The 24,445-nt window shown below is 71.1% G+C and carries 19 protein-coding genes, 1 rRNA gene and 1 pseudogene; 14 read left to right on the top strand and 7 right to left on the bottom strand.

The genetic code is table 11. The features are described 5' to 3' along the window. Positions 1-71, top strand: a 5S ribosomal RNA gene (rrf, locus tag ACLQ23_RS27485); the annotation flags it as partial. 193 nt (positions 72-264) lie between these two features. Here the strand turns inward: rrf and ACLQ23_RS27480 are convergent. Beyond that, positions 265-951 (bottom strand): hypothetical protein, encoded by a 687-nt coding sequence (locus tag ACLQ23_RS27480; RefSeq protein WP_355598074.1) that lies wholly within the window; start codon positions 949-951, stop codon positions 265-267. Between the two features lie 69 nt (positions 952-1,020). Here ACLQ23_RS27480 and ACLQ23_RS27475 point away from each other — a divergent pair, with 69 nt between their 5' ends. From ACLQ23_RS27475 to ACLQ23_RS27465, 3 genes are read left to right on the top strand one after another with little or no spacing between them, the layout of a single operon-like run. Continuing rightward, the gene (locus ACLQ23_RS27475) at positions 1,021-3,639 is read left to right on the top strand and encodes a valine--tRNA ligase (RefSeq protein WP_355598072.1); all 2,619 of its coding nucleotides are present in this window, start codon (positions 1,021-1,023) and stop codon (positions 3,637-3,639) included. After that, positions 3,636-4,970: a bifunctional folylpolyglutamate synthase/dihydrofolate synthase gene (locus ACLQ23_RS27470; protein WP_355598070.1), complete on the top strand. Its 1,335-nt coding sequence runs from the start codon at positions 3,636-3,638 to the stop codon at positions 4,968-4,970. Before ACLQ23_RS27475 ends, ACLQ23_RS27470 begins: the two co-directional genes overlap by 4 nt. Then, positions 4,967-5,422 (top strand): DUF4233 domain-containing protein, encoded by a 456-nt coding sequence (locus tag ACLQ23_RS27465; RefSeq protein WP_355598068.1) that lies wholly within the window; start codon positions 4,967-4,969, stop codon positions 5,420-5,422. The genes ACLQ23_RS27470 and ACLQ23_RS27465 overlap by 4 nt, the downstream gene beginning before the upstream one ends. Before the next feature lie 87 nt (positions 5,423-5,509). Here the strand turns inward: ACLQ23_RS27465 and ACLQ23_RS27460 are convergent, their stop codons facing one another. Together ACLQ23_RS27460 and ACLQ23_RS27455 are read right to left on the bottom strand one after the other, a co-directional pair. Then, positions 5,510-6,247: a VOC family protein gene (locus tag ACLQ23_RS27460; protein ID WP_425735762.1), complete on the bottom strand. Its 738-nt coding sequence runs from the start codon at positions 6,245-6,247 to the stop codon at positions 5,510-5,512. A gap of 171 nt (positions 6,248-6,418) precedes the next feature. Next, positions 6,419-6,988 (bottom strand): annotated as a pseudogene (locus ACLQ23_RS27455) (glyoxalase/bleomycin resistance/dioxygenase family protein); the annotation flags it as partial. A gap of 142 nt (positions 6,989-7,130) precedes the next feature. Between ACLQ23_RS27455 and ndk the strand changes: the two are divergent. Beyond that, positions 7,131-7,556 (top strand): nucleoside-diphosphate kinase, encoded by a 426-nt coding sequence (ndk, locus tag ACLQ23_RS27450; RefSeq protein ID WP_355598064.1) that lies wholly within the window; start codon positions 7,131-7,133, stop codon positions 7,554-7,556. Positions 7,557-7,635: 79 nt separating this feature from the next. On the opposite strand, the gene sigJ is transcribed toward ndk, so the two are convergent. From sigJ to ACLQ23_RS27435, 3 genes are all read right to left on the bottom strand, one after another. Next, positions 7,636-8,511: an RNA polymerase sigma factor SigJ gene (gene sigJ, locus ACLQ23_RS27445; RefSeq protein ID WP_355598062.1), complete on the bottom strand. Its 876-nt coding sequence runs from the start codon at positions 8,509-8,511 to the stop codon at positions 7,636-7,638. After that, complete coding sequence (locus ACLQ23_RS27440) at positions 8,508-8,948, bottom strand: carboxymuconolactone decarboxylase family protein (protein ID WP_355598060.1); 441 nt, start codon at positions 8,946-8,948, stop codon at positions 8,508-8,510. The genes sigJ and ACLQ23_RS27440 overlap by 4 nt, the downstream gene beginning before the upstream one ends. A gap of 244 nt (positions 8,949-9,192) precedes the next feature. Then, complete coding sequence (locus ACLQ23_RS27435) at positions 9,193-9,372, bottom strand: hypothetical protein (protein ID WP_425735759.1); 180 nt, start codon at positions 9,370-9,372, stop codon at positions 9,193-9,195. 320 nt (positions 9,373-9,692) lie between these two features. Between ACLQ23_RS27435 and ileS the strand changes: the two genes are divergently transcribed. Together ileS and ACLQ23_RS27425 are read left to right on the top strand one after the other, a co-directional pair. Continuing rightward, positions 9,693-12,839, top strand: a complete 3,147-nt coding sequence (gene ileS / locus ACLQ23_RS27430; RefSeq protein ID WP_355631516.1) for an isoleucine--tRNA ligase — start codon at positions 9,693-9,695, stop codon at positions 12,837-12,839. 155 nt (positions 12,840-12,994) lie between these two features. After that, a complete protein-coding gene (locus tag ACLQ23_RS27425; RefSeq protein ID WP_355598054.1) occupies positions 12,995-13,684 on the top strand; it encodes a lysophospholipid acyltransferase family protein in 690 nt (229 codons plus the stop codon). A gap of 162 nt (positions 13,685-13,846) precedes the next feature. Here the strand turns inward: ACLQ23_RS27425 and ACLQ23_RS27420 are convergent, their stop codons facing one another. Continuing rightward, complete coding sequence (locus tag ACLQ23_RS27420) at positions 13,847-15,169, bottom strand: hypothetical protein (protein ID WP_355631519.1); 1,323 nt, start codon at positions 15,167-15,169, stop codon at positions 13,847-13,849. Positions 15,170-15,341: 172 nt separating this feature from the next. Here ACLQ23_RS27420 and ACLQ23_RS27415 point away from each other — a divergent pair, with 172 nt between their 5' ends. From ACLQ23_RS27415 to obgE, 7 genes are all read left to right on the top strand, one after another. After that, positions 15,342-17,318 carry a TIGR03960 family B12-binding radical SAM protein gene (locus ACLQ23_RS27415; RefSeq protein ID WP_355598050.1) on the top strand — a complete coding sequence of 659 codons (1,977 nt, stop codon included), beginning with the start codon at positions 15,342-15,344 and terminating at the stop codon, positions 17,316-17,318. A 172-nt stretch (positions 17,319-17,490) separates the two neighbouring features. After that, positions 17,491-18,210 (top strand): TIGR03936 family radical SAM-associated protein, encoded by a 720-nt coding sequence (locus ACLQ23_RS27410; protein WP_355598078.1) that lies wholly within the window; start codon positions 17,491-17,493, stop codon positions 18,208-18,210. 131 nt (positions 18,211-18,341) lie between these two features. Beyond that, entirely contained in the window at positions 18,342-21,512 is a 3,171-nt protein-coding gene (locus ACLQ23_RS27405) for an Rne/Rng family ribonuclease (RefSeq protein WP_355631522.1), read from the top strand. A gap of 107 nt (positions 21,513-21,619) precedes the next feature. Next, on the top strand, positions 21,620-22,099 hold the full coding sequence (locus ACLQ23_RS27400; RefSeq protein ID WP_425881349.1) for a hypothetical protein: 480 nt from the start codon (positions 21,620-21,622) through the stop codon (positions 22,097-22,099). Between the two features lie 166 nt (positions 22,100-22,265). Next, positions 22,266-22,580, top strand: coding sequence for a 50S ribosomal protein L21 (gene rplU / locus ACLQ23_RS27395; protein WP_007464063.1), 315 nt, complete (start codon positions 22,266-22,268; stop codon positions 22,578-22,580). Positions 22,581-22,591: 11 nt separating this feature from the next. Then, on the top strand, positions 22,592-22,846 hold the full coding sequence (rpmA, locus tag ACLQ23_RS27390; RefSeq protein ID WP_043966727.1) for a 50S ribosomal protein L27: 255 nt from the start codon (positions 22,592-22,594) through the stop codon (positions 22,844-22,846). Positions 22,847-22,937: 91 nt separating this feature from the next. Further along, complete coding sequence (gene obgE, locus ACLQ23_RS27385) at positions 22,938-24,401, top strand: GTPase ObgE (RefSeq protein WP_355598044.1); 1,464 nt, start codon at positions 22,938-22,940, stop codon at positions 24,399-24,401. Positions 24,402-24,445: the final 44 nt, after the last annotated feature.

Below are 24,445 nucleotides of genomic sequence, written 5' to 3'. Positions count from 1 at the left end.
CGGAAGCTAAGCCCTCCAGCGCCGATGGTACTGCACTCGTGAGGGTGTGGGAGAGTAGGACACCGCCGGACAATCTTCCAAATAGGGCCACCCCTTCAAGGGGTGGCCCTATTTGCGTTCACCGCCCTGCTATTGATCCACCCGCTTTCACGGAAACCGGGGCATCCGTAGCCGGCTGATGCCCTGCTTTCCAGGAAGACGAGTCGACCCGGGCGGACGTACCTCATGGGCGCAGAGGGCGACCGCCGACGGCGCGGGGGCGGATCAGTCGCGGGTCTGCATGTCGGCGCGGAGATCGCGCAGCAGAGCGCCGGCGTCGTCGACGGACCGTCCGGGGAACATGGCCATCACGACGCTGCCGTGGTCGGCCCAACCACACACCGCGAAGTCGCCACCCTCGCCCGTGGTGCTGCCGCACTTCATCACGCCGCCCAGCCCGCCCGCGGGGACCTCGCGCAGGCCGGTCACCGCACCCGTCTCGTCGGACATCAGGCCGAACAGGCTTGTGAGGTCGCGCTCCGGCTGCCACAGCAGTGTGGTGCCGCCGAAGATGAGCACCGAACGCTTGTCGTCCGCCGGGTCGCGGTAGACGGTGCCGAAGCTGCGGTCCAGCTCGATGTCCGCGGCCAGGCCGCTGCGCAGGTAGTCCGCTGTGCTCTTCGCCCGCTCGCTGTCGTCCCGCGTCAACCCCGCCACCTGATCGGGGGAACTCAACCGGGTGTCCTTCTGCTGCACCACCCGCCACCCAGCGAGGGTCAGCGCGCCCGCGCCCGCGAGGCCCACCGCCAGCGCGGCAGCCCAGGCGATCCGGCGACGCCGGGACCAGCCACCGGAACGCTCCTCGGGGGCGCCTCCGGTGTCCCGGGTGCTCAGTTGGATCGGCTCCTCGGTCAGCTCGACAGGGTCGCGACCGCCGTCGAGCGGACGCTCAGTGAGATGTGCGTCGGACATAGCCGACACCGTACGCGAATGGCAGGTGGCGCACGTCGGGTCTGTGAAAGCCCTCCGTAGACTTGTCAGGTGACCGAGAGACTGGATGCCCGACGCCCCGACGCCCCGACCCTTGCCGGCCAGTACCTGCCAGCCGAGGTAGAGCAGCGACGGTACGAGCAGTGGGTAGCCGGCGGCCACTTCCGGGCCTCAGCGACCAGCGACAAGCCGCCCTTCACGATCGTGATCCCGCCGCCGAATGTCACCGGCTCTCTGCACATGGGTCACGCCCTGGACCACACGGTCCAGGACGCTCTGGTGCGGCGTAAGCGGATGCAGGGCTTCGAGACGCTCTGGCTGCCGGGTATGGACCATGCGGGCATCGCTACCCAGAACGTCGTCGAGCGGCAGCTCGCCGCCGAGGGTCTGTCCCGCCATGACCTGGGTCGGGAGAAGTTCGTCGAGCGGGTCTGGCAGTGGAAGGCCGAGTCCGGTGGTGCGATCCTCGGCCAGATGCGCCGACTCGGTGACTCCGTCGACTGGGACCGCGAGCGCTTCACAATGGACGAGGGCCTGTCGCGGGCCGTCCAGACGATCTTCAAGAAGCTCTTCGACGACGGTCTCATCTACCGGGCGAACCGGATCATCAACTGGTGTCCGCGCTGCCTGACCGCGCTCTCCGACATCGAGGTCGAGCACACCGACGACGACGGCGAGCTGATCTCCATCCGGTACAGCGACGAGGTAGTGGTCGCCACCACCCGGGCCGAGACGATGCTCGGCGACACCGCCGTGGCCGTGCACCCCGACGACGAGCGGTACAAGCACCTGATCGGCACCGAGGTCGAGCTGCCACTGACCGGCCGTCGCATCCCGATCGTCGCGGACGCGCACGTCGACCCGTCCTTCGGCACCGGCATGGTCAAGGTGACGCCCGCCCACGACCCCAACGACTTCGAGATCGGTCAGCGCCACGACCTGCCCGCGCCCACCGTGATGGACGAGCGCGGCGTGATCACCGTGCCCGGCCCGTTCGAAGGGCTGGACCGGTTCGAGGCGCGGCCCGCGATCGTGGCTGCGCTGCGCGAGCAGGGCCGGATCGTGGCTGAGAAGCGCCCGTACGTGCACGCGGTCGGGCACTGCTCGCGGTGCAAGACGACAGTCGAGCCGCGGCTGTCGCTGCAGTGGTTCGTCAACACCGCTCCGCTGGCCCAGGCGGCCGGCGATGCGGTCCGCGACGGCCGGGTGCGTATCGAGCCGGCCGACCTGGCCAAGCGCTACTTCGCCTGGGTCGACAACATGCACGACTGGTGCATCTCCCGCCAGCTGTGGTGGGGGCACCGCATCCCTGTCTGGTACGGCCCGCAGGGCGAGATCGTGTGCGTCGGCCCCGACGAGCAGCCGCCGACCGGCGAGGGCTGGCACCAGGACGAGGACGTTCTCGACACCTGGTTCTCCAGCGGTCTGTGGCCGTTCTCCACGCTCGGCTGGCCCGAGCAGACCCCGGAGCTTGCGAAGTTCTACCCGACGAGCGTTCTGGTCACCGGCTACGACATCCTGTTCTTCTGGGTCGCCCGGATGATGATGTTCGGCCTGTACGCGATGGACGGCCGGCCGCCGTTCGACGTTGTCGCCCTGCACGGCATGGTGCGCGACCAGTTCGGCAAGAAGATGTCGAAGTCGTTCGGCAACGTGGTCGACCCGCTGGACTGGATCGACCGGTACGGCGCTGACGCCACCCGCTTCACGCTGGCCCGGGGCGGCAACCCCGGTCAGGACGTTCCGGTCAGCGAGGAGTGGTGCCAGGGCTCGCGCAACTTCTGCAACAAGCTCTGGAACGCCACCCGCTTCGCCCTGATGAACGGGGCGCACACCAACGGTGACCTGCCACCCGTCGAGCAGCTCTCCACCGTCGACAGGTGGATTCTGTCCCGACTGGCGCACGTCACCGCCGAGGTCGACGAGCAGTTCGAGGCGTACGAGTTCGCGAAGGTGTGCGATTTGCTCTACCACTTCGCCTGGGACGACGTCTGCGACTGGTACGTCGAGTTGAGCAAGCCGGTGCTCGCCGAGGGCGGCGAGCGGGCGGAGGCCAGCCGCCGGGTGCTCGGGCATGTCCTGGACCAGCTGCTGCGGCTGCTGCACCCGGTCATCCCGTTCGTCACCGAGGAGCTGTGGCTCGCGCTGACCGGCGGCGACACGGTGCAGTACGCGGCCTGGCCGGTGGCCGACCGGGCGCTCATCGACGACGCCGCCGAGGCCGAGCTGGCAAGTGTGCAGCGGGTCGTCACCGAGATCCGTCGGTTCCGCTCCGACCAGGGGCTGCGCCCGACGCAGCGGGTGGCCGCCCGGCTCGACGGGCTGACCGGGGCTGGCATCGCCGCGCACGAGCCGCTGATCCGGTCGCTGGTGCGGCTGGACCCGGCCGGCGACGACTTCCAGGCCAGCGCCACGCTGGCCATGCCCGGCGCGGTCGGTGTCGCGTTGGACACCCGGGGGACGATCGACGTGGCCGCCGAGCGTGCCCGGCTGACCAAGGACCGCGCTGCGGCCCAGAAGGAGGTCACGCAGGCGAAGGCGAAGCTCGACAACCCAGCCTTCATCGGCAAGGCCCCCGAGCCGGTCGTCGCGAAGATCCGCGACCGACTGGCCACCGCCGAGGCCGACCTGGTCCGGATCGATGCTGCCCTGGAGGCGCTTCCCTCGTGACCGACCGTACCGAATTCGCCGCCGCCGAGGCCGAGCTCGCCGCCCGCGGTTTCACCCGCATGGTCTTCGAGCTCGACCGGATCGAGTCACTGCTCGACCTGCTCGGCAGCCCGCAACGGGCGTACCCGGCGATCCACCTGACCGGCACCAACGGCAAGACCTCCACCGCGCGGATGATCGACTCGTTGCTCCGGGCGTTCGGGCTGCACACCGGCAGGTACACCAGTCCGCACCTGGAGACCGTCCGGGAGCGCATCAGCCTGGACGGCGAGCCGGTGAGCGAGGAACGGTTCGCGGCGGTTTACCAGGAGGTCAAGCCGCTGGCCGAGCTGGTCGACGCCCGCTCGGACGAACCGCTGACGTACTTCGACATGACCACCGCGTTGGCGTTCGCGACGTTCGCCGACGCGCCCGTCGACATCGCTGTGGTCGAGGTCGGGCTCGGCGGTGCCGAGGACGCCACAAACGTCATCCAGGCCGGGGTCTGCGTCATCACCCCGATCGGCCTTGACCACACCGAGTGGCTCGGCGACACGCTCCAGGACATCGCGCTGGCCAAGGCCGGCATCATCCACCCAGGCGCCACAGTTATCGCGGCGGCGCAGGAGGAGGAGGCCGCGCGTCCCCTCCTCGAACGCTGCTCCGAGGTGGGCGCCACCATCGCGCGGGAGGGCGCCGAGTTCGGCGTGCTGAGCCGCGCGGTAGCGGTCGGCGGGCAGGTGCTCACCCTCCAGGGTCTGGGCGGTGTCTACGACGACGTGTTCATCCCGCTGCACGGGGCACATCAGGCGCAGAACGCGGCGGTGGCGCTCGCCGCCGTGGAAGCGTTCCTGGGCGCCGGGGCGCGGCGTCAGCTGGACGTCGAAGCCGTACGGGAGGGCTTTGCCACGGCCAGCTCACCGGGTCGGCTGGAGCGGGTCCGCAGCGCGCCCACAGTCCTGCTGGACGGGGCGCACAACCCGCACGGCATGGCCGCGACAGTCACCGCACTGCAGGAGGAGTTCGCGTTCAGCAAGCTGGTGGCGGTGGTCGGTGTGCTCGCCGACAAGGACGCCGGCAGTCTGCTGGAGCTGCTGGAGCCGGTGGCTGACGTGGTGGTCGTGACCCGGAACAGCTCGCCCCGGGCGATGCCGACGAAGGAACTCGCCGCTCTGGCGGCCGAGGTGTTCGGCGAGGACCGGGTCGAGGTGGCCGAGGAGATGCCGGACGCGATCGAGCTGGCGGTGGCGCTCACCGAGGAGGACGTCCCCGGTGAGCTGAGCGGGGTCGGTGTGCTGATCACGGGTTCCGTGGTCACGGTGGCGGACGCCCGTCGGCTGTTGAAGCGATGACCGGCCCGGAGCGGGACCCCCGGACCGCAGAGCAGCCGCCAGCGGAGCGACCGCCGGCGGACCAGCCACTGGCGGACCAGCCAACAGCGGACCAGCCGCCCGCTGGGCAGCCGCGCCGTTCCGGGTTGCGTAACCCGGAACGGGCGGTACGCGGTCTGGGCGCCGGGACTCTCAGCCTGGAGGCGCTGGTTCTGCTGCTGGCGATCCAGCCGATCCGGGTCGTCGGCGGTGATCTCAGCGGCACCGCGATCGGCGTGGTGGTGGCCCTGGCTGTGGTCGCCGTGCTGCTCGCCGGCATGATGCGCCGCCAATGGGCCTGGCACGCCGGCACCGTGTTCCAGGGCCTGCTGATGCTCGCCGGCCTGCTGCACTGGTCGCTGCTCGCGTTGGGCATCATCTTCGCCCTGGTCTGGGCGTACGCGCTGCACGTCCGCCGGGTCATCCTCGGCTGAACGCGCTGCCCCACCGGCTCACGGCGGAGGGCCAGCGGCGTCGGGTGACACCGTATGGACCACGCAGGGCATATGGAGGGGCCGGGGTCAGGCGTCGGCGCGTTCGCGCCACTGGGTGAGGGCGATGCCGTGGCCGTCCGGGTCCCGGAATGCCGCCGCCCACACCTCCAGCTTGCTGCCCCGGCTGACCACCCGGGGGGCGTAGGTGAAACGGACGCCGGAGTCGCGCATCCGCTCGTACGCGCCCTCGATGTCGTCCACTTCGAGGTTGACGTGTACCAGTCGGCGGCTGATCGGCGCGGCCTCGGTCAGCTCACGCAGCACCAGCCGGGTCGTGCCGGAGGCGAGCACCGCGTTGCCGGTGCCCCTGTCGAACTCGGTGAAGCCGAGCCGGTCGCGGTAGAAGGTGAGCGATCGGGAAAGGTCGGTGACCAGCAGCGTGAGGCCGACGCCGCTGATCGGGCCGGCCGGGTCAGCCACGGCCGCGTCGTCGTACCCGAAGATCGCTTCGTCCAGTTCCTCGGCGGTGACGGTCTCGGGGGCCGCTGCGCCCGTGGCCGGGTCGTCCAGCGGCAGGTCCAGGGGGTCCAGCGGGTCCGCGCCGCCGGGGCCGGTGCGCTGACCGGGCGGCGGATCAAAGCGCTGCGCTGCGGGTGGATCAAGGAGCTGCGTGGCGGGCGGGTCGAGGCGTTCCTCCGCCGCTGCGGGCCGGTCGTCCTCCGGCGGGCGCGGCGCGGGCGTGGTGGCCCGTCGGGGCAGGCCGCCGGCCTGCTGCTCGACCAAGACGCCCTCCAGTACCACCCGGCCGCTCGGGCTGTGGCTCATGACCACCGGTTCGTGCTCGTCCGCCGGGACGATGTCGTCGTCGAGCAGCGGATCAGGGTCACGCGGGGCGCGGAACGGGTCGGAGTCGTGCGGATCCCGGAACGGATCGCCGCTGCGCGGGTCGCGGAACGGGTCGTCACCGCGCGGATCCCGGAACGGGTCGTCGCCGCGCGGGTCGCGGAAGTCGTCCCGGAAGTCGTCGTCCGCCGCGCGGCCCGCCCACGGCGGGGCGTCCTGCTGGATCAGCATCTCGTCCACGGCGTCGACGTCGGCGAACTCCGGCGGGAGGTCGGCGACGGCCGCCGCCATCTCGGCGTGGGTCGGCACCTCGTCCCACAGGACCTTGACGTGCCGCTGGTCGTCCAGCGCGACCCGGATCGGCAGGGCCTGACCCAGCGACGGCCACTTGGAGACCGGCACCCGCGGCTCGATGATCTTCTTGGACCGGGGCGGCAGGCCCGGCGCGTCGAGGACCAGTTGCAGCTCGCAGCGGCCGAACGCGTACTGGGTGGGTGGTTCGGAGGCGCTGTGCACGTGGCCGACACCGACCACCCAGGTGCGCCCACCGCCGCGTACGGTGGCCAGCGCGATCGCCAGCACCAGCAGGGCGACCCCGAGCGCCACGATGGCCCAGCTGGTCATGCCCAGCCCGAAGAGGACGACGAACGTGGCCACGGTGCCGAGCACCGCGCCGATCAACTTGCGTACCGGCGCGATGGGCCGGTTCCCGCCATTCGCCACAGTGGACCTCCCGGGGGTCAGGGCCAGGCTAGGCCGGATCGGCCACCGGGGGAAAGACCGGCCGCCGCGCCGGCGCCGGGACCGGGTCGCTAGGCTGACCGTACCGAGCCCGAGCGTTCTGCGCGTACAGGAGGAACCCAGCGTGTCCAGCAACAGCCCGGATGAGCGCAGCCTCGTTCTGATCAAGCCCGACGCGGTCCGCCGGGGTCTGGTCGGCGAGGTCCTCTCCCGCTTCGAGCGCAAGGGGCTGCGGATCGACGCGATGACGCACCGGACGATGGACGCGGCGCTCGCCGACGAGCACTACGCCGAGCACGTCGACAAGCCGTTCTACCCGCCGCTGAAGGACTTCATGACCAGCGGCCCGCTTGTGGCCCTGGTGCTCTCCGGCGACCAGGTCATCGACGTGGTACGAGGGCTGGTCGGCGCGACCGACGGCCGCAAGGCCGCCGCCGGCACGATCCGGGGCGACCTGTCGCTGTCCAACCGGGAGAACCTGGTGCACGCCTCCGACTCGCCGGACAGCGCCAAGCGCGAGATCGCGCTCTGGTTCCCCGAGCTGGGCTGAGCACAGCCTCTGCCGCACCTGGGCCCGTCGGCCGCGAACGGGGCTGACCCGAGCGGTCGACGCGGGCTCGCGGCGCGGATCAGTCGACCGGCGGTAGCTTCGCCGGGTTGCCCACCACGTAGATCCCGGTGATCCGGCCATCGGCAGCGGCGACCGTCAGCGTGTAGCGGTCGCCGTTCGCGCGGGTCAGCAGGGCTGCGGGTTCGCCGTTCAACTCCAGCCGCCGCACCGCCCAGATCCGGCCCGTCCCGTAGATCCCTGCGAAGAACCGGGCTATCCGGTCGGCGCCCGCGATGGGGTTGCGGGCGGCCTGCGCCCGACCGCCGCCGTCGTTCCACGCCGTGGCGTCCGCGGCGACCAGACCGGTGAGCGTCGCCAGGTCCCCGTTCCGGGCGGCGGCCAGGAACGCCTCCAACAGCCGCTCGCGCTCCGACCGGCTGGCGGTGAACCGACGCCGTTCCTGGCGTACGCGGGCGGTAGCGCGGTGGTGCAGCTGCCGGCAGTCCTCGGGAGTACGGTCCAGGATCTCGGCGATCTCCGCGTACGGCAGCTCGAAGGCGGTGTGCAGGACGTACACCGCGCGCTCCGGTGGGGTGAGCCGCTCCAGCACGTGCAGCAGGGCGGCGGACAGCGAGTCGCGCAGCTCAGCGGTGTCCAACGGCCCGAACGGGGAGGGCTCGGTCGGCACCGGCTCGGGCAGCCACGGCCCGACGTACGTCTCGCGGGTCGCCTGCCGCGCACGCAGCCGGTCCAGGGCCAGCCGCGTCACGACCCGGGACAGGTAGCGGCGGGGCTCGGCCACCGTCGAGCGGTCCACACCCAGCCAGCGCAGGTACGCCTCCTGGAGTACGTCCTCGGCGTCGTGCCGGCTGCCGAGCAGGCGGTAGGCCAGGCCGAGCAGCATCGGCCGGTGCGCCTGGAGCGCACCGGCCGCCTGCGTCGCCTCGGTCGTCACACCTGGGCCGGAAGCTCCGTGCGCATGGTGACCGCCAGTCGATTCCACACGTTGATTGTGGCAATCGCGAGGACCAGGTCGGCCAGTTCCTTCTCCGACCAGACCTTCGCGGCGGCGTCCCAGACGTCGTCCGGCACCCCGTGGTCGCCGAGGCGGGTCACCGCGTCGGTGAGGGCCAGCGCGGTGCGTTCCCGTTCGTCGAAGAACGGCGCCTCGCGCCAGGTGGCCACCGCGAACAGCCGCCGGCTCGACTCGCCGGCGCCGAGCGCGTCCCGGCTGTGCATGTCCACGCAGAAGGCGCAGCCGTTCAACATCGACGCCCGCAGCTTGACCAGCTCCAGGACCGTGTGGTCGACGTTCGACCGGACGTACTGCTCCAGGCCCAGCACGGCCCGGTATCCCTGCGGCACGACCTCGTGTGCGTTCATCCGCTGCATGACTACCTCCCTGATCGGTTGCGACACCGACATGACGGACCGAGCGGGGTGCGCCGTGACAGCTCCGGCTGTGATCCCGGTCATGCGGTCCGCAGGGGTTCAGCCGCGGTTCGCCGGGACGGTGTCGGCGCGGGGGCGGGGAATCCGAGGATCGCCGGCGCGGGCGGTGCTGGGCGGGCCGGCGGGGCGTCGCCGCGCGGGTCGGGCCGCGACACCCGGCCGGCAAGCCGACGGCCCAACTCGATCACGGGTAGATGGACTGGATCAGATACATCGAGTACGACCGTTCACCCACCAACACCATCGCCCGCGTGCCCAGACCCCGGGCGAGGACGCCGCGCGAGAGCAGGGCCGGCAGCAGCAGGGCGGCCGCGATCATGAGGTTGGCGGGCGATCTGGTGATCCACTCGCCCGTCAACCTCATGATCGACAGCGTGAGGCAGCGTGAGGCGGGTGGGCGGGGATTACTCGGGGGCGGGGTGGGGGGTGGATCGAGTATCGTTGTGCACCGTAAGGCGATGACCCGGCCATCACCGGTGAGCCTCCGGAAGAACAGCCGGGCAACCGGCCCAGTAGAACCGGACGGGTTCGGCCCGTCACAGCCGACAATGAGCGGGCGGTCGATCCTGACCGCCAAGCGGGGTGGTACCGCGGACCACCCGGGAGCGCCGTCTCAGGCGTACCCCGGAAGGTTCGTCCTCGCAGACCCACGTTGAGTGAGCTGCGCGAGGAGAGCGACCCCCGATGGCCTATCCGATGCACGACCCGACCGCCGCCGGTGTCCCGGCGAGCCCGGACCTGCCCGCGGTCGAGCGCCGGGTGCTGGAGCACTGGACGGCCGACAAGACCTTCGAGGCGTCCGTCGAGGCCCGCCCGGCCGGTGACGACGGCAAGAACGAGTACGTCTTCTACGACGGCCCGCCGTTCGCAAACGGCCTGCCGCACTACGGCCACCTGTTCACCGGGTACGTCAAGGACGTGGTGCCGCGCTACCAGACAATGCGCGGGCGGCACGTCGAGCGGCGCTTCGGCTGGGACTGTCACGGCCTGCCCGCCGAGGTGGTGGCCGAGAAGCAGCTCGGCATCACAAGCAAGGCGGAGATCCTCGACCTGGGCGTGGCCCGGTTCAACGAGGCGTGCCGCACGTCGGTGCTGGAGTTCACCCAGGACTGGGAGCGGTACATCAACCGGCAGGCCCGGTGGGTCGACTTCGCCAACGACTACAAGACCCTCGACCTGGACTACATGGAAAGCGTCATGTGGGCCTTCAGGACCCTGCACGACAAGGGCCTGATCTACGAGGGTTTCCGGGTGCTGGCGTACTGCTGGCGCTGCGAGACGCCGCTGTCGAACACCGAGACCCGGATGGACGACGTCTACCGGGACCGGCACGACCCGACGCTTACCGTGTGGTTCGAGCTGACCCCGGACGAGCGTGCCCCGGAGCTGGTCCGCGGGCCGGTCAGGCTCGGCGTCTGGACCACCACGCCGTGGACCCTGCCGTCCAACCTCGCGCTCGCCGTCGGCCCGGACATCCGGTACGCGGTGCTGGAGCGCGACGGCCAGCGGTACGTGGTCGGGGAGTCCCGGCTCGGGGCTTATGCCAAGGAGTTGGAGGGATACGAGCAGGTCGGCTGGGTGACCGGCAAGGCTCTGGTCGGCCGCCGCTACACGCCTCTGTTCGACTTCCTCGTCGAGCAGGCCGGCGACAACGCCTACCAGGTGCTCGGCGCGGAGTTCGTCACCACCGAGGACGGCACCGGGATCGTGCACCTCGCACCGGCGTTCGGTGAGGACGACCAGAACGTCTGCAACGCCGCAGGCATCCCCACAATCGTCACTGTCGACGACCACACCCGGTTCACATCGCTGGTCCCGCCGTACCAGGGTGAGCAGGTCTTCGACGTCAACAAGCCGGTGATCCGGGAGCTGAAGGAGCGGGGGGTGGTGCTCAAGCAGGACACCTACACCCACTCGTACCCGCACTGCTGGCGCTGCGACACCCCGCTCGTCTACAAGGCGGTGTCGTCGTGGTTCGTGGCCGTGACAAAGTTCAAGGACCGGATGGTCGAGCTCAACCAGGAGATCAACTGGACGCCCGGCCACATCAAGGACGGCTCGTTCGGCAAATGGCTGGCCAATGCCCGCGACTGGTCGATCAGCCGCAACCGGTTCTGGGGCTCGCCCATCCCGGTGTGGAAGTCCGACGACCCGAACTACCCGCGCCTGGACGTCTACGGCTCGCTCGCCGACATCGAGCGGGACTTCGGCGTACGCCTGACCGACCTGCACCGACCGGCGGTGGACGACCTGGTCCGCCCCAACCCGGACGACCCGACCGGCAAGTCGATGATGCGCCGGGTGCCGGAGGTGCTGGACTGCTGGTTCGAGTCCGGGTCGATGCCGTTCGCCCAGGTGCACTACCCGTTCGAGAACGCGGACTGGTTCGAGCACCACTACCCGGGTGACTTCATCGTCGAGTACATCGGGCAGACCCGCGGCTGGTTCTACACGATGCACGTGCTGGCCACCGCGCTGTTCGACAGGCCGGCGTTCCGTAACTGCCTGAGCCACGGCATCCTGCTCGGCTCGGACGGGCGCAAGATGTCCAAGAGCCTGCGCAACTACCCGGACGTCTACCACATCTTCGACGCGTACGGGTCGGACGCGATGCGCTGGATGCTGATGTCGTCACCGGTGCTGCGCGGCGGAGACATGGCGGTCACTGAGGCGGGCATCCGCGACGCCGTCCGGCAGGTGCTGCTGCCGCTGTGGAACGTGTGGTACTTCTTCTCGCTCTACGCCAACGCCGACGGGCACACCGCCCGCCGCCGCACCGACTCGACGCACCTGCTCGACAGGTACGTGCTGGCCAAGACCAACGAGCTGGTGTCGACTGTCGGCGCGCAGATGGACGCGTACGACATCTCGGGTGCGTGCGCCACCGTCCGGTCCTACCTGGACGCACTTACCAACTGGTACGTGCGCCGCTCCCGGGACCGCTTCTGGGCCGGCGACGCGGAGGCGTTCGACACGTTGTGGACGGTGCTGGAGACGCTCTGCCGGGTGGTGGCGCCGCTGGCGCCGCTGACCGCGGAGGAGATCTGGCGTGGCCTGACCGGTGAACGGTCGGTGCACCTGACCGACTGGCCCTCGGCGGAGGACTTCCCGGCCGACCACGAGCTGGTTGCCGCGATGGACGCCACCCGGGCGGTCGCCTCGGCGGCGCTGTCGCTGCGCAAGGCCAAGGGTCTGCGGGTGCGTCTGCCGCTGTCGAAGCTGACAGTGGCAACGCCCGCGGCGGAGCAGCTGCGCCCGTTCGCCGACCTGGTCACCGACGAGGTCAACGTGAAGGTCGTGGAGTTCAGCGCGGACCTGGCCGAGTACTGCCAGCAGGTGCTGACAGTGGTGCCCCGGGCTCTCGGCCCGCGCGTCGGCAAGCAGGTCCAGCAGGTGATCAAGGCGGTCAAGGCCGGCGACTGGGAGCTTGTCGACGGCGCCCCGGTGGCCGCCGGCATCACCCTGGCCGAGGGCGAGTACGAGCTGCGGCTCGTCGCGGCCGACGCCGAGCACTCCGCGCCGCTGCCCGCCGGTGAGGGCGTGGTGGTGCTCGACACCGAGGTCACCCCGGAGCTGGCCGCCGAGGGGCTGGCCCGCGACGTGGTGCGGGTGGTGCAGCAGGCCCGCCGCGACGCCGACCTGAACGTCTCGGACCGGATCGCGGTGTCGGTGTCGGCGTCGGAGGAGGTGCGCGCGGCGGTGGCCGCGTACGGCGACTTCGTGGCCCGCGAGGTGCTGGCCGACTCGGTCGACTTCGCCGAAGGGCTCGACGGCTTCACCGGTGAGGTCGGCGAGGGCGACCGGGTAACGGTGGTCGTCCGCCGGGTGTAAGGAAGGGCCCCTTCCTAACGCCTGATGTATAGGAAGGGCCCCTTCCTAACGGAATATCGTCAGGGTGCGGGCGCCTCACCACCTCCGTCGGCGGAGGTGTGGAGGCGTCCGCTACCGTGACACCGCCTGTCCGCACCTCATCTGCCGGAGGACCAGTGCCCCTGCTCTACACCATCGGCAAGCTCACCGTGGCGCCCACGCTGCGGTTGGCGTTCCGCCCGACCGTGGAGGGGCTGGAGCACGTGCCGGAGACCGGCGGCGCGGTCTTCGCCGGCAACCATCTCTCGGTGGCCGACGAGCTGTTCCTCGGCACGGTGGTGCCCCGCCACCTGGCGTTCTGGGCGAAGTCGGAGTATTTCAAGGGCACCGGTGTGAAGGGCGCGATCTCCAAGTTCGTCCTCACCGGCCTCGGTGCCATCCCGGTCGAGCGGGCCGGCGGGCGGGCGGCACTGTCCGCGTTCGACGCCGCCATCCCGGCGCTCAGGGGCGGTGACCTGGTGGTGGTCTACCCGGAGGGCACCCGCTCGCCGGACGGCAGGCTCTACCGGGGGCGGACCGGCGCGGCCCGCCTGGCCCTCTCCGCCGGAGTGCCGATCATCCCGGTCGGCATGATCGGTACGGACAAGGCGCAACCGATCGGCGCCCGGGTGCCCCGCCCCGGCACCGCCAAGATCACTGTCCGGTTCGGCAAGCCACTGGACTTCACCGGCCGCCCGGACGACCGCGCCTCGCTGCGGCAGATGACCGACGAGCTGATGAGCGAGATCCAGAAGCTCACCGGCCAGGAGTACGTGCCGCGCTACGCCCCGCCGCGCGCCCACCCGGACCCGACCCGCGACGCCTGACGATCCGCGCCCGTGGGCCTGCCACCTCTGGCGGCCCACGACGCCCAGCGGCCTGCCACCCCCTGACAGTTCCGCGACGCCCGGCGGCCTGCCACCCCTGACAGGCCCGCGACGCCTGCCGGCCTGCCACGCCCACCGGCCCGCACCGAGCAGGGCTGCGGCTCAGCCCTGCTCGGGTCGGACGATCTCACGGCGCAGTGTGTGCAGCAGGTCGGCGCTGTCGGAGACGGACAGCCGGGTGAACACCCCGGTGGCGATGCTGCCGTGGTCCACCGACGTACAGACCACTACGTCGGTGTCGGAGGACCGGCCGACCGCGCAGCGCTCGTGCCGTCCCCGTACGCCGCTCTTCACCGTCTCGGGAGCGTCAAGCGCGTACCGCTCGCTGAGCCGGGTGATCTCCGCGTCCGCGTCCGCCTCCGGGGTCAGCCGGAAGCCGGTGCCGCCGAAGACCGTGACCCGCTTGCCGTCTGACGTGGTGTAGACGCCAGCGAAGGTGTCCTCGGCCAGCCAGTGTTCCTGGCGTACCTCGTTTTCCAACTGCCGGGCGGTCTGGGTGCTGCCGTTGTCCTGACGCAGGCTGAGGTCGGCCACCCGGTCGGGCAACGCCGCGCGGGCCGGGTACTGGGCCGAGATCGGAAACCCGTAGTAGGCCGGGCAGCCGCAGCAGCAGGCAAGCGTGAGCAGCAGCAACCAGGGCCAACGTCGGCGGCGACGCCGACGCGCGTACCCCTTGGGTGGCTCCCAGCCCGGTGGTGGCGTCGGCGGCGCCGACCGGCGGCCCTTGCGCTGCTTGGGTACCGGCGGGGCCGGCTGGACCGGCGGCTGCGGGGGTTGGACCGGCGGCGCGGGCCGGACCGGGGTGGTGGGCCTGGCGGCAGGAGGCCGTGGCGGGCCGGTGGGGTGCGCGGGAGGTGGCAGGGGAGCAGCCGGCGGCGGCGACACCGGGTGCGAGCCGACCTGGGGCGCGGGCGGCTCGGGCCACTGCCGGGTCGCCGGCGGCAGTGGGTAGTCCAACGTCGGAGGCAGCGGCGGCAGTTCGGCGGACGGCAGGTGCCAGCCGCCGGTGTCCACGCCAGCCCACGGGTCGACGGGCGTCCGGTGCTCGGGCGCCTCGTCGGGTGGAGGTGGCGGCGGGGTCGGCTCGACCGACGCGCCCCAGGCGGGCCGACGCGGCAGCGGGGGAGGCACCGGCGCGGACCCGCTCCACCGGGGCGCGGGAACGTCCTCGGTCTCGGCGGCGGATCCCGGAGTCCCCGGCTGGTCGGTGGGTCCCGGCTGGTCCGGGGCCTGGGGCTGGTCGGTGGGTCGGGCCTGGTCGGTGGCCTGCGGTTCGTCGGTGGTTGCGGGCTGGTCCGAGGGCTCCGGCTGCTTCGGGGGTACGGGTGGGGAGGTCGGCTCGTCGGCGACCGCCGGGTCATGGTCCGGCTCCGCGCCCGGGGTGCTCCCGTCGGCCGGCCGTGCTCCCGGCTGGGGCTCCGGCATCGCGGCAATCTCCTCTCGCGCCGGTCCGAGGTTAGTACCGTGTCGCCACCGCCGCTCAGCGGGCATCGAGGCGGGGCGACGGCGGGGGGTCGGTACGGCAGGTAGAAGGTGAAGGTGCGTCGTGGCGGCGTCCGCGCGGTCGGCGCCGGGCGGGCGCGTACCCTTGGGCATCATGAGTGCCCCGTCCACGACGCCGCGTGCGGCCGCGACCAATTCCGTCTGGCCCCGGCTGGAGCCGCTGCTCCCTCAGGTTTCCAAGCCCATCCAGTACGTCGGCGGTGAGCTGGGCGCGGTGGTCAAGGACTGGGACGCGGCGACTGTGCGCTGGGCGCTCATGTATCCCGACGCGTACGAGGTGGGCCTGCCCAACCAGGGCGTGCAGATCCTCTACGAGGTGCTCAACGAGCTGCCCGACACCCTCGCCGAGCGGACGTACGCGGTCTGGCCGGACCTGGAGAACCTGATGCGCGCCCACGGCGTGCCGCAGTTCACCGTCGACGCGCACCGGCCGGTGCGCGACTTCGACGTGTTCGGCATCTCGTTCTCCACCGAGCTGGGCTACACGAACCTGCTCACGGCGATCGACCTGGCCGGCATCCCGATGCTTGCCGCGGACCGCACCGACGCCGACCCGGTGATCGTGGCCGGCGGGCACGCGGCGTTCAACCCGGAGCCGATCGCCGACTTCATCGACGCCGCAGTGCTCGGTGACGGCGAGGAGGCCGTCCTGGAGATCACCGCGATCGTCCGGGAGTGGAAGGCCGAGGGCTCCCCGGGTGGCCGCGACGAGCTGCTGCTGCGGCTGGCCCGTACCGAGAGCGTGTACGTGCCGCGCTTCTACGACGTGGACTACCTCCCGGACGGGCGGATCCAGCGGGTCGTGCCGAACCGGGCAGATGTGCCGTTCCGGGTGCACAAGCGCACGACGATGGACCTTGACGCGTGGCCGTACCCGAAAAAGCCCCTCGTGCCGCTGGCCGAGACGGTCCACGAGCGGTACGCGGTGGAGATCTTCCGGGGTTGCACACGGGGTTGCCGGTTCTGCCAGGCCGGCATGATCACCCGTCCGGTGAGGGAGCGCTCGATCACCACAGTGGGGCAGATGGTGCAGCAGGGGCTGGAGTTCTCCGGCTTCTCAGAGGTGGGCCTGCTGTCGCTGTCGTCGGCCGACCACTCCGAGATCGGCGACATGTGCTCCGGCCTGGCCGAGCAGTACGCCGGCACCAACGTCTCGCTGTCGCTGCCGTCGACCCGGGTGGACGCCTTCAACATCGACCTCGCCCAGGAGTTGTCCCGCAACGGTCGGCGGACGGGCCTGACGTTCGCCCCGGAGGGCGGGTCGGAGCGCATCCGCAAGGTCATCAACAAGATGGTGTCGAAGGAAGACCTGATCCGCACCGTCGTCACCGCGTACAGCAACGGCTGGCGGCAGGTGAAGCTCTACTTCATGTGCGGCCTGCCCACAGAGACCGACGAGGACGTCCTCGAGATCGCGGACATGGCCCACGAGGTGATCAGGGCGGGTCGGGCCGCCACCGGTTCCAAGGACATTCGCTGCACTGTCTCCATCGGCGGTTTCGTGCCGAAGCCGCACACCCCGTTCCAGTGGGCGTCAATGGTGCGCCCGGAGGTCATCGACCACCGGCTCAAGATCCTCAAGCAGGCGATCAACTCGGACCGTTCGCTGGGCCGGGCCATCGGCTACCGCTACCACGATGGCGAGCCGTCGCTGATCGAGGGCCTGCTGTCCCGAGGTGACCGCCGGGTCGGCTCGGTGATCCGCAAGGTGTGGGAGAACGGCGGCCGGTTCGACGGTTGGAGCGAGCACTTCTCGTACCAGCGCTGGGTGGACGCCGCTGCCGAGACGCTGCCGGCTTTCGGGGTGGATCTCGACTGGTACACCACCCGTGAGCGCGAGGAGTTGGAGGTCCTTCCGTGGGACCACCTCGACTCGGGGCTGGACAAGGACTGGCTCTGGCAGGACTGGCAGGACTCGGTTAGCGGCTTCGAGCAGGACGACTGCCGGTGGACGCCGTGCTTCGACTGCGGGGTCTGCCCGTCGATGGACACCGAGATCCAGATCGGCCCCACCGGCAAGAAGCTCCTGCCCCTGACCCCTCTGAAGGCATTGAAGGCCCCCTCCGCCTAACCTCCGACCGGCCCCGCCCCAGCCAGCGTTGATCATGAAGTTGTTGCCTGTGGCACCGCGTGTCGCCGACAATGACTTCATGATCAATGGTTACTGAGTTCCGAGGAGCGAGACGATCAGTAAGAAACCACAGCCGGAAGGCGGGCAGGCGCCGATCGTTCAGCGTGTCCGCATCCGGTACGCCAAGCGCGGGCCGCTCCGGTTCACCTCGCATCGGGACTTCGCCCGGGCCTTCGAACGCGCCCTGCGTCGAGCCGCCGTACCGATCGCCTTCTCCCAGGGCTTCACACCGCACCCGAAGATCTCCTACGCCAGCGCGGCGCCCACCGGGGTGGCCAGCGAGGCGGAGTACCTGGAGATCGGCCTCCAGGCGCCTGTCGACCCGGAGGCACTGCGCGTCGCGCTGGACGCCGCGCTCTCGCCAGGGCTGGACGTACTCGAAGCGGTGATCGCCGACGGCGGCAGCCTGCCGGACCGGATCGAGGCGTCGCACTGGCACATCGAGCTGCCCGAGGTCGAGCCCGCCGTGCTGCGAGCCGCCGTGGACGCGTTCAGTGCCGCCGACGAGGTGCTGGTCGAGCGGATGACCAAGCAGGGGCGACGGACGTTCGACGCCCGCGCGGCCGTGATATCGATCGATGTCCCGATGCCGACGCAGACGCCTTCCGGGGTGCCGGCCGTACCGTGTGCGATACTCGAACTGGTCGTGCGGCAGGTCACCCCGTCCGTACGGCCCGATGACGTCCTTTCCGGCCTCCGCGTGGTGGCCGACCTGGAGCCGCCGGTTTCGCCGAGGGTGACCCGGCTGGCTCAGGGCACGTTGACCGCGCAGGGTGCGATCGTGGATCCGTTGGATGCGGACCGCGGCGGGGCAGCCATCGTTGGGCGCTGACCGACGGTCAGTGCTCTGGCAGGCAGACTTCGGCGGTCGCGCACCACGCGCGCCCGGCGGAAACACTTTTGCGGCAACCCTGCGTGGCAGCGCTCACCCGCGCCCGGGGCAGCCAGAACTGGAGAACGTCCATGCTCGAGAACGAGCCCGAGGGCGGCGAACGGACCGGCTCACAGCCGGCCGGTGACACCGCTGACCAGAGCACCACCGACGGCGCTTCCGCCACGCCCGCCGGTTCGGCTCCACTGGAGCGGTCCGGTGCGGCCCCGCTGGAGCCAGTTGGTGCGCAGAGCGCGGAGTCGACCAGTGCGCAGAGCGCCGAGCCGAGCGCCGAGCCGGCTGGTGCGCAGAGCGCGGAGCCGACCAGCGCGCAGAGCGCCGAGCCTGCGGCTCCGGTGCGACGTACCCGGACGACCCGCCGTCGGGCCGCACCACTCACCCAGCCGGAGCAGACCGACGCGCCGGTCGAGGCGTCCACCGGCGGAGCGGGCAGCGCCGAGTCGCCGCAGGCGGAGGTCTTCGCCCCGATCTCCGGTGACCAGGACGTCGCCCCGAAGACCACCCGTCGCCGCCGCAAGGCAACCCCTGTCGAGGCGCCCGCCGAGGAACCGCTTGTCGCGGCCACCGCCGAGGAGGCGTCCGCCGAGGTGGTGCCGCCGGTCAAGGTGACGCGTACGCGCCGCAAGAAGGCCACGCCGCCCGCCGTCGTGGAGCCCGCAGCCGTCGAGGAGCCTCCGGCTGTGGAGGAACCCGTCGTCGAGGCGGAGCCCGTCGAGCCACCGGCGGAGTCGGACCTGCGCGAGGCGGAAGCCGAACTGAACGAGTCGGAGATCGAACCGGCCCGGTCCAGCGGCGCCGAAGAGAGCGCAGGTGACGTGCCGCCCGGTGTGGCCGTTGCCAACGTGGCGGACGAGCCGATCGAGCCGGCCGACGTCATCGAGCCGGAGCCGCCGCGTACCCGTCGTCGGCGGGCGGCGCTCTCCGCGCCCACCGTGCTGTTCATGGCGCCGCAGCCGGACGCCGTGCCGGTGACCCGCCCGGTGGAACCCGCCCCGGTCGCCGAGGAGCCGGCCGTGGAGGCCGAGCCGTCCCGTCGGCGGCGGCGCGGTCGTCGCGACGTCGAGCCGGTGGAGCCCGTCGAGGCGATCGAGGCAGAGGAAGAGCCGACCGAAGAGGCCGACGGGGCCGCCGAGGCGGACGAGGACGACGAGGACAGCGCCGCCGCGCGTCGCCGCCGTCGTCGTGGTCGCCGTGGCCGTGGCCGGGGCAAGGGCGGGGCTGACGACGCCGAGGACGAGGACTCCGAGGAAGCCGCGCAGGCCGACGAGGAAGAGACCGCCGAGGCCGAGGGCGACGAGGACGAGGAGTCCGAGGAGTCCGAGGGTGGGGACGGGCTGACCCGTCGCCGCCGCCGTCGCCGTCGCAGGGGCGCCGGTGACACCGAAGGTGCCGCCGACGACGGCGTACCCACCGTTGTCAAGATCCGTGAGCCGCGCCGTACCGTCGACGAGGTCCAGGGCGTGTCCGGCTCGACCCGGCTGGAGGCCAAGCGCCAGCGCCGCCGTGACGGCCGTGAGCAGCGGCGTACCCGGCCGCCGATCCTCAGCGAGTCGGAGTTCCTGGCCCGCCGGGAGGCTGTCGACCGGGTGATGGCGGTCCGGCAGCGCGGTGACCGCACCCAGATCGCCGTCCTGGAGGACGGGGTGCTTGTCGAGCACTACGTCACCCGTAACTCCTCGGGCACCATGGCCGGCAACGTCTACCTGGGCAAGGTGCAGAACGTGCTGCCCAGCATGGAGGCGGCGTTCGTCGACGTGGGTCGGGGCCGCAACGCGGTGCTGTACGCCGGCGAGGTCAACTGGGACACCTCCGGGCTGGAGGGTCGCGCCCGCTCGATCGAGCAGGCGCTGCGCTCCGGTGACTCGGTGCTGGTGCAGGTCACCAAGGACCCGATCGGGCACAAGGGCGCCCGGCTGACAAGCCACATCGCGCTCTCCGGCCGGCACCTGGTGTACGTGCCCAACGGCAACGCCTCCGGGATCAGCCGCAAGCTGCCGGACACCGAGCGCAAGCGGCTGCGCGACGTCCTCAAGAAGCTCGTGCCGGACGGCGCCGGCGTGATCGTCCGTACGGCCGCCGAGGGCGCCAGCGAGGACGAGCTTGCCCGCGACGTCAAGCGGCTCCAGGCGCAGTGGGAGGACATCCAGGCCAAGGCCGCCGAGGGCGGTGCGCCGGTGCTGCTCTACGAGGAGCCCGACCTGGTCATCCGCGTGGTCCGGGACCTGTTCAACGAGGACTTCCGTGAGCTGGTGATCGAGGGCGAGCAGTCGTACGGCATGGTCGAGTCGTACCTGTCGCACGTCTCCCCGGACCTGGTCGACCGGGTGCGCCGGCACGTCGGCACTACCGACATCTTCGCCGAGTACCGGATCGACGAGCAGATCATCAAGGGCCTGGACCGCAAGGTGTTCCTGCCTTCCGGCGGCTCGCTGGTGATCGACAAGACCGAGGCCATGACTGTGGTCGACGTCAACACCGGCAAGTACACCGGCTCCGGGGGCAACCTGGAGGAGACGGTCACCCGCAACAACCTGGAAGCGGCCGAGGAGATCGTCCGTCAGCTCCGGCTGCGGGACATCGGCGGCATCGTGGTGATCGACTTCATCGACATGGTGTTGGAGTCGAACCGTGAGCTGGTGCTGCGACGGCTCACCGAGTGCCTGGGCCGGGACCGCACCAAGCACCAGGTCACCGAGATCACCTCGCTCGGTCTGGTGCAGATGACCCGTAAGCGGATCGGTGCGGGCCTGCTGGAGGCGTTCAGCGAGACCTGCGAGTGCTGCAAGGGCCGGGGCGTCATCATCCACACCGAGCCGGTGCCGGAGAAGCCCCGTACCGGTGGGGCGGGGGAGAAGGTCAAGGCGGTCGCCTCGTCGGCCCCGGCGGCCCCGCCGGTCCCGGCCGCTCCGGCCGCCGAGCAGGGCACGGCGTCCTCCCGCCGCCGGGGGCGCAAGAGCGCCTCGGCCGAGCGGGCGGTGGTCGAGGTCGTCGACACCGACACCAGCGCCGAGTCGGACGTCGACTACCAGGACACCATGGGCTACGACCTGTCCCGCTACGAGTCGGACGCCGCTGCCGGGCCTGCGGTCGCCGACGCCCAGCAGGGCGAGTCGGCCCGGTTGGCCGCGGCGGACGACCCGGACGCGCTCACCGACGGCGACACCGACGAGGAGAGCACCGAGGGCGGTGCGGGGCGTCGTCGCTCCCGCCGGGGTGGCGCGCGTCGACGGACCCGCCCCTGACGCCTGACCAGCGACGTGTTTGACGAGGTCCCTTTCCCGGCAATCTGACGGGGGAGGGACCTCGTCGTCGTGCGGTCACCCAGGCCGCTTCCGGTCAGGAGGAGAAGATGCGCCGCCTGCTCGCCGTAGCCGTGCTGGTGACCGCGCTCGCCGCCGTATCGGGTTGTTCCGCCGACCGGCCGGCCGGCGATGACACGGCAGTTCCGACGGCGGCCGGGCCCGGGGCCACGTCCGCCGGGTCGACAGGTACGCCCTCAGCCGGCGACGCGCAGGTGTGTGCCGAGTCGCAGCAGGCCGGTACGACAGCCGTACGGGTGTACGTGGAGGAGCTGGGTGCGATGGTGGCGGCGGTGGGTGCCGGCGACAGGGCCACGGCAGAGGCTGCCCGCGTACGGGCCGAGGCGGCGCTGGCGCAGTGGCGTACCGCGCTGCGGGAACAGGCCGCCCGGGCAGCCGATCCGCAGCTCAGGACGCTGCTCAACGACATGGGCGCCGAGGTCGCCACGCTCGGCGTCGACGGTGGGTCGATCGACGAGACCGAACTCGACAGGCTCCAGCAGCGCCTCGACCAGCTCTGCGTACGCTGACCAGGGCGGGCCGGTTTGGGGTCCGGGGCTGCCATGGCGTACTCTTGCCTGCGGCGCACCTTTGGTGTGCTGAGTTCCCGTGTGCCCGCGCCGCCGTGCACTGCTACCCGGCGAGCCGCCGCGGGGACGACCGCCAGCAGCCTCAACGACAGGGAGTCCGCCTCCGATGTACGCGATCGTCAAGACCGGCGGCAAGCAGTACAAGGTCGCCGAGGGCGACGTGATCGAGGTCGAGAAGCTCACCGGTGCTCCCGGTGACGCGGTGAAGCTCACCGCGGTGCTCCTCGTCGACGGTGACGACCTGGTGACCGACGCGGCGAAGCTTGCCGAGGTCGCGGTGTCCGGCGAGATCGCCGCGCACACCAAGGGCCCGAAGATCCGGATCCACAAGTTCAAGAACAAGACCGGCTACCACAAGCGCCAGGGTCACCGCCAGCCGTTGACCCAGGTCAAGGTGACCGGCATCTCCAGCGGGAAGTAGGTCGTCCTCCAATGGCTCACAAAAAGGGTGCGTCCAGCTCGCGTAACGGTCGCGATTCCGCGGCCCAGCGACTCGGCGTGAAGCGCTTCGGTGGTCAGGTTGTCAGCGCCGGTGAGATCCTCATCCGGCAGCGTGGCACCAAGTTCCACCCCGGTGACCTGGTCGGCCGTGGCGGCGACGACACGCTGTTCGCGCTCGCCGCCGGTTCGGTCCTGTTCGGCACCAAGCGCGGTCGTAAGACCGTCAGCATCGTTCCTCAGCAGTAGCTTTCAGGCTTTGCGGGCCGCGGACCTCAGGGTCCCGGCCCGCTTCGCTTTTCCGAAGTGCGGGGTCGACCTCGCTGGAAGGATTGACGCCGTGGCGACGTTCGTTGACCGGGTCGTTCTGCATCTGCAGGCCGGTGACGGGGGGCACGGTTGTGTCTCGATCCACCGTGAGAAGTTCAAGCCGTTCGGAGGCCCGGACGGCGGCAACGGTGGGCACGGCGGCAGCGTGTCGCTGGTGGTCGACCCGCAGGTGACAACGCTTCTCGACTTCCACTTCCACCCGCACGTCAAGGCCGACAACGGCAAGGGCGGCGCGGGGTCGAACCGGGACGGGGCCAACGGTCGCAACCTGGTGCTCAAGGTGCCGAACGGCACAGTCGTGCAGACCACCGACGGCACCGTGCTTGCCGACATGGTCGGTGCGGGCACGACCTTCGAGGTGGCCCGTGGCGGGCGTGGCGGGCGGGGCAACGCCTCGCTTGCCAACGCCAAGCGCAAGGCGCCGGGCTTCGCCGAGCTGGGTGAGCCCGGCGACCAGTTGGACATCGTGCTGGAGCTCAAGAGCGTCGCCGACGTGGGCCTTGTGGGCTTCCCGTCGGCCGGCAAGTCGTCGCTGATCTCGGTGATCTCCGCCGCGAAGCCGAAGATCGCCGACTACCCGTTCACCACGCTGGTGCCGAACCTCGGCGTGGTCCGGGTGGACAACCACACCTTCACCGTCGCCGACGTGCCGGGCCTGATTCCGGGCGCGGCCACCGGCAAGGGGCTGGGCCTGGAGTTCCTGCGGCACATCGAGCGTTGCGCGGTGCTTGTGCACGTCATCGACTCGGCGACCCTGGAACCGGGCCGTGACCCGGTCGCCGACATCGACGCCATCGAGGCCGAGCTGAGCCAGTACGGCGGGCTGGCCGACCGGCCGAGGCTGGTGGCCGTCAACAAGGTCGACGTGCCCGACGGCCGGGACCTCGCCGAGATCGTGCGACCCGACCTGGAGGAGCGCGGCTACCGGGTGTTCGAGGTCTCCGCTGCCACCCGTGAAGGGCTCAAGGAACTGACGTACGCGATGGCCGACCTGGTCGACGCGGAGCGTAAGGCAGCTCCGCCGGCCGAGCCGACGCGGATCGTGATCCGGCCGATGGCCGTGGACGACGACGGCTTCACCATCACTGCCGAGACCGACGGTTCGTACACGGTTCGTGGCGTCCGGCCGGAGCGGTGGGTCAAGCAGACGAACTTCGACAACGACGAGGCCGTCGGATACCTGGCGGACCGGCTGGCCCGGCTCGGCGTCGAGGACAAGCTGGCCAAGGCGGGCGCCCAGCCCGGTGACCTGGTGCGGATCGGTGAGCGCGAGTTCGACTGGCAGCCGACGCTCTACGCCGGCGTGGACTTCGTGCCCGGCAACCGGGGCACCGACGTCCGGCTGGAGGAGAAGTCGAACCGGGCCTCGGCGGCGGAACGGCTCGCCGCGCGCAAGGCCCGCCGGGTGCGTTCGGCCGACGAGGTGGGCGCGGACGCGTCCGACGACGAGGACTTCGAGGACGACACCGAGTAGTCCGTTGCCCTCCGTGACCGGGTTGACTTCCGGAAACCTCCGCG

Source organism: Micromonospora sp. DT41 (assembly GCF_049841715.1).
GTDB classification, from domain to species: Bacteria; Actinomycetota; Actinomycetes; order Mycobacteriales; family Micromonosporaceae; genus Micromonospora; species Micromonospora profundi.
This window is presented reverse-complemented; position numbering and strand designations above follow the sequence as displayed.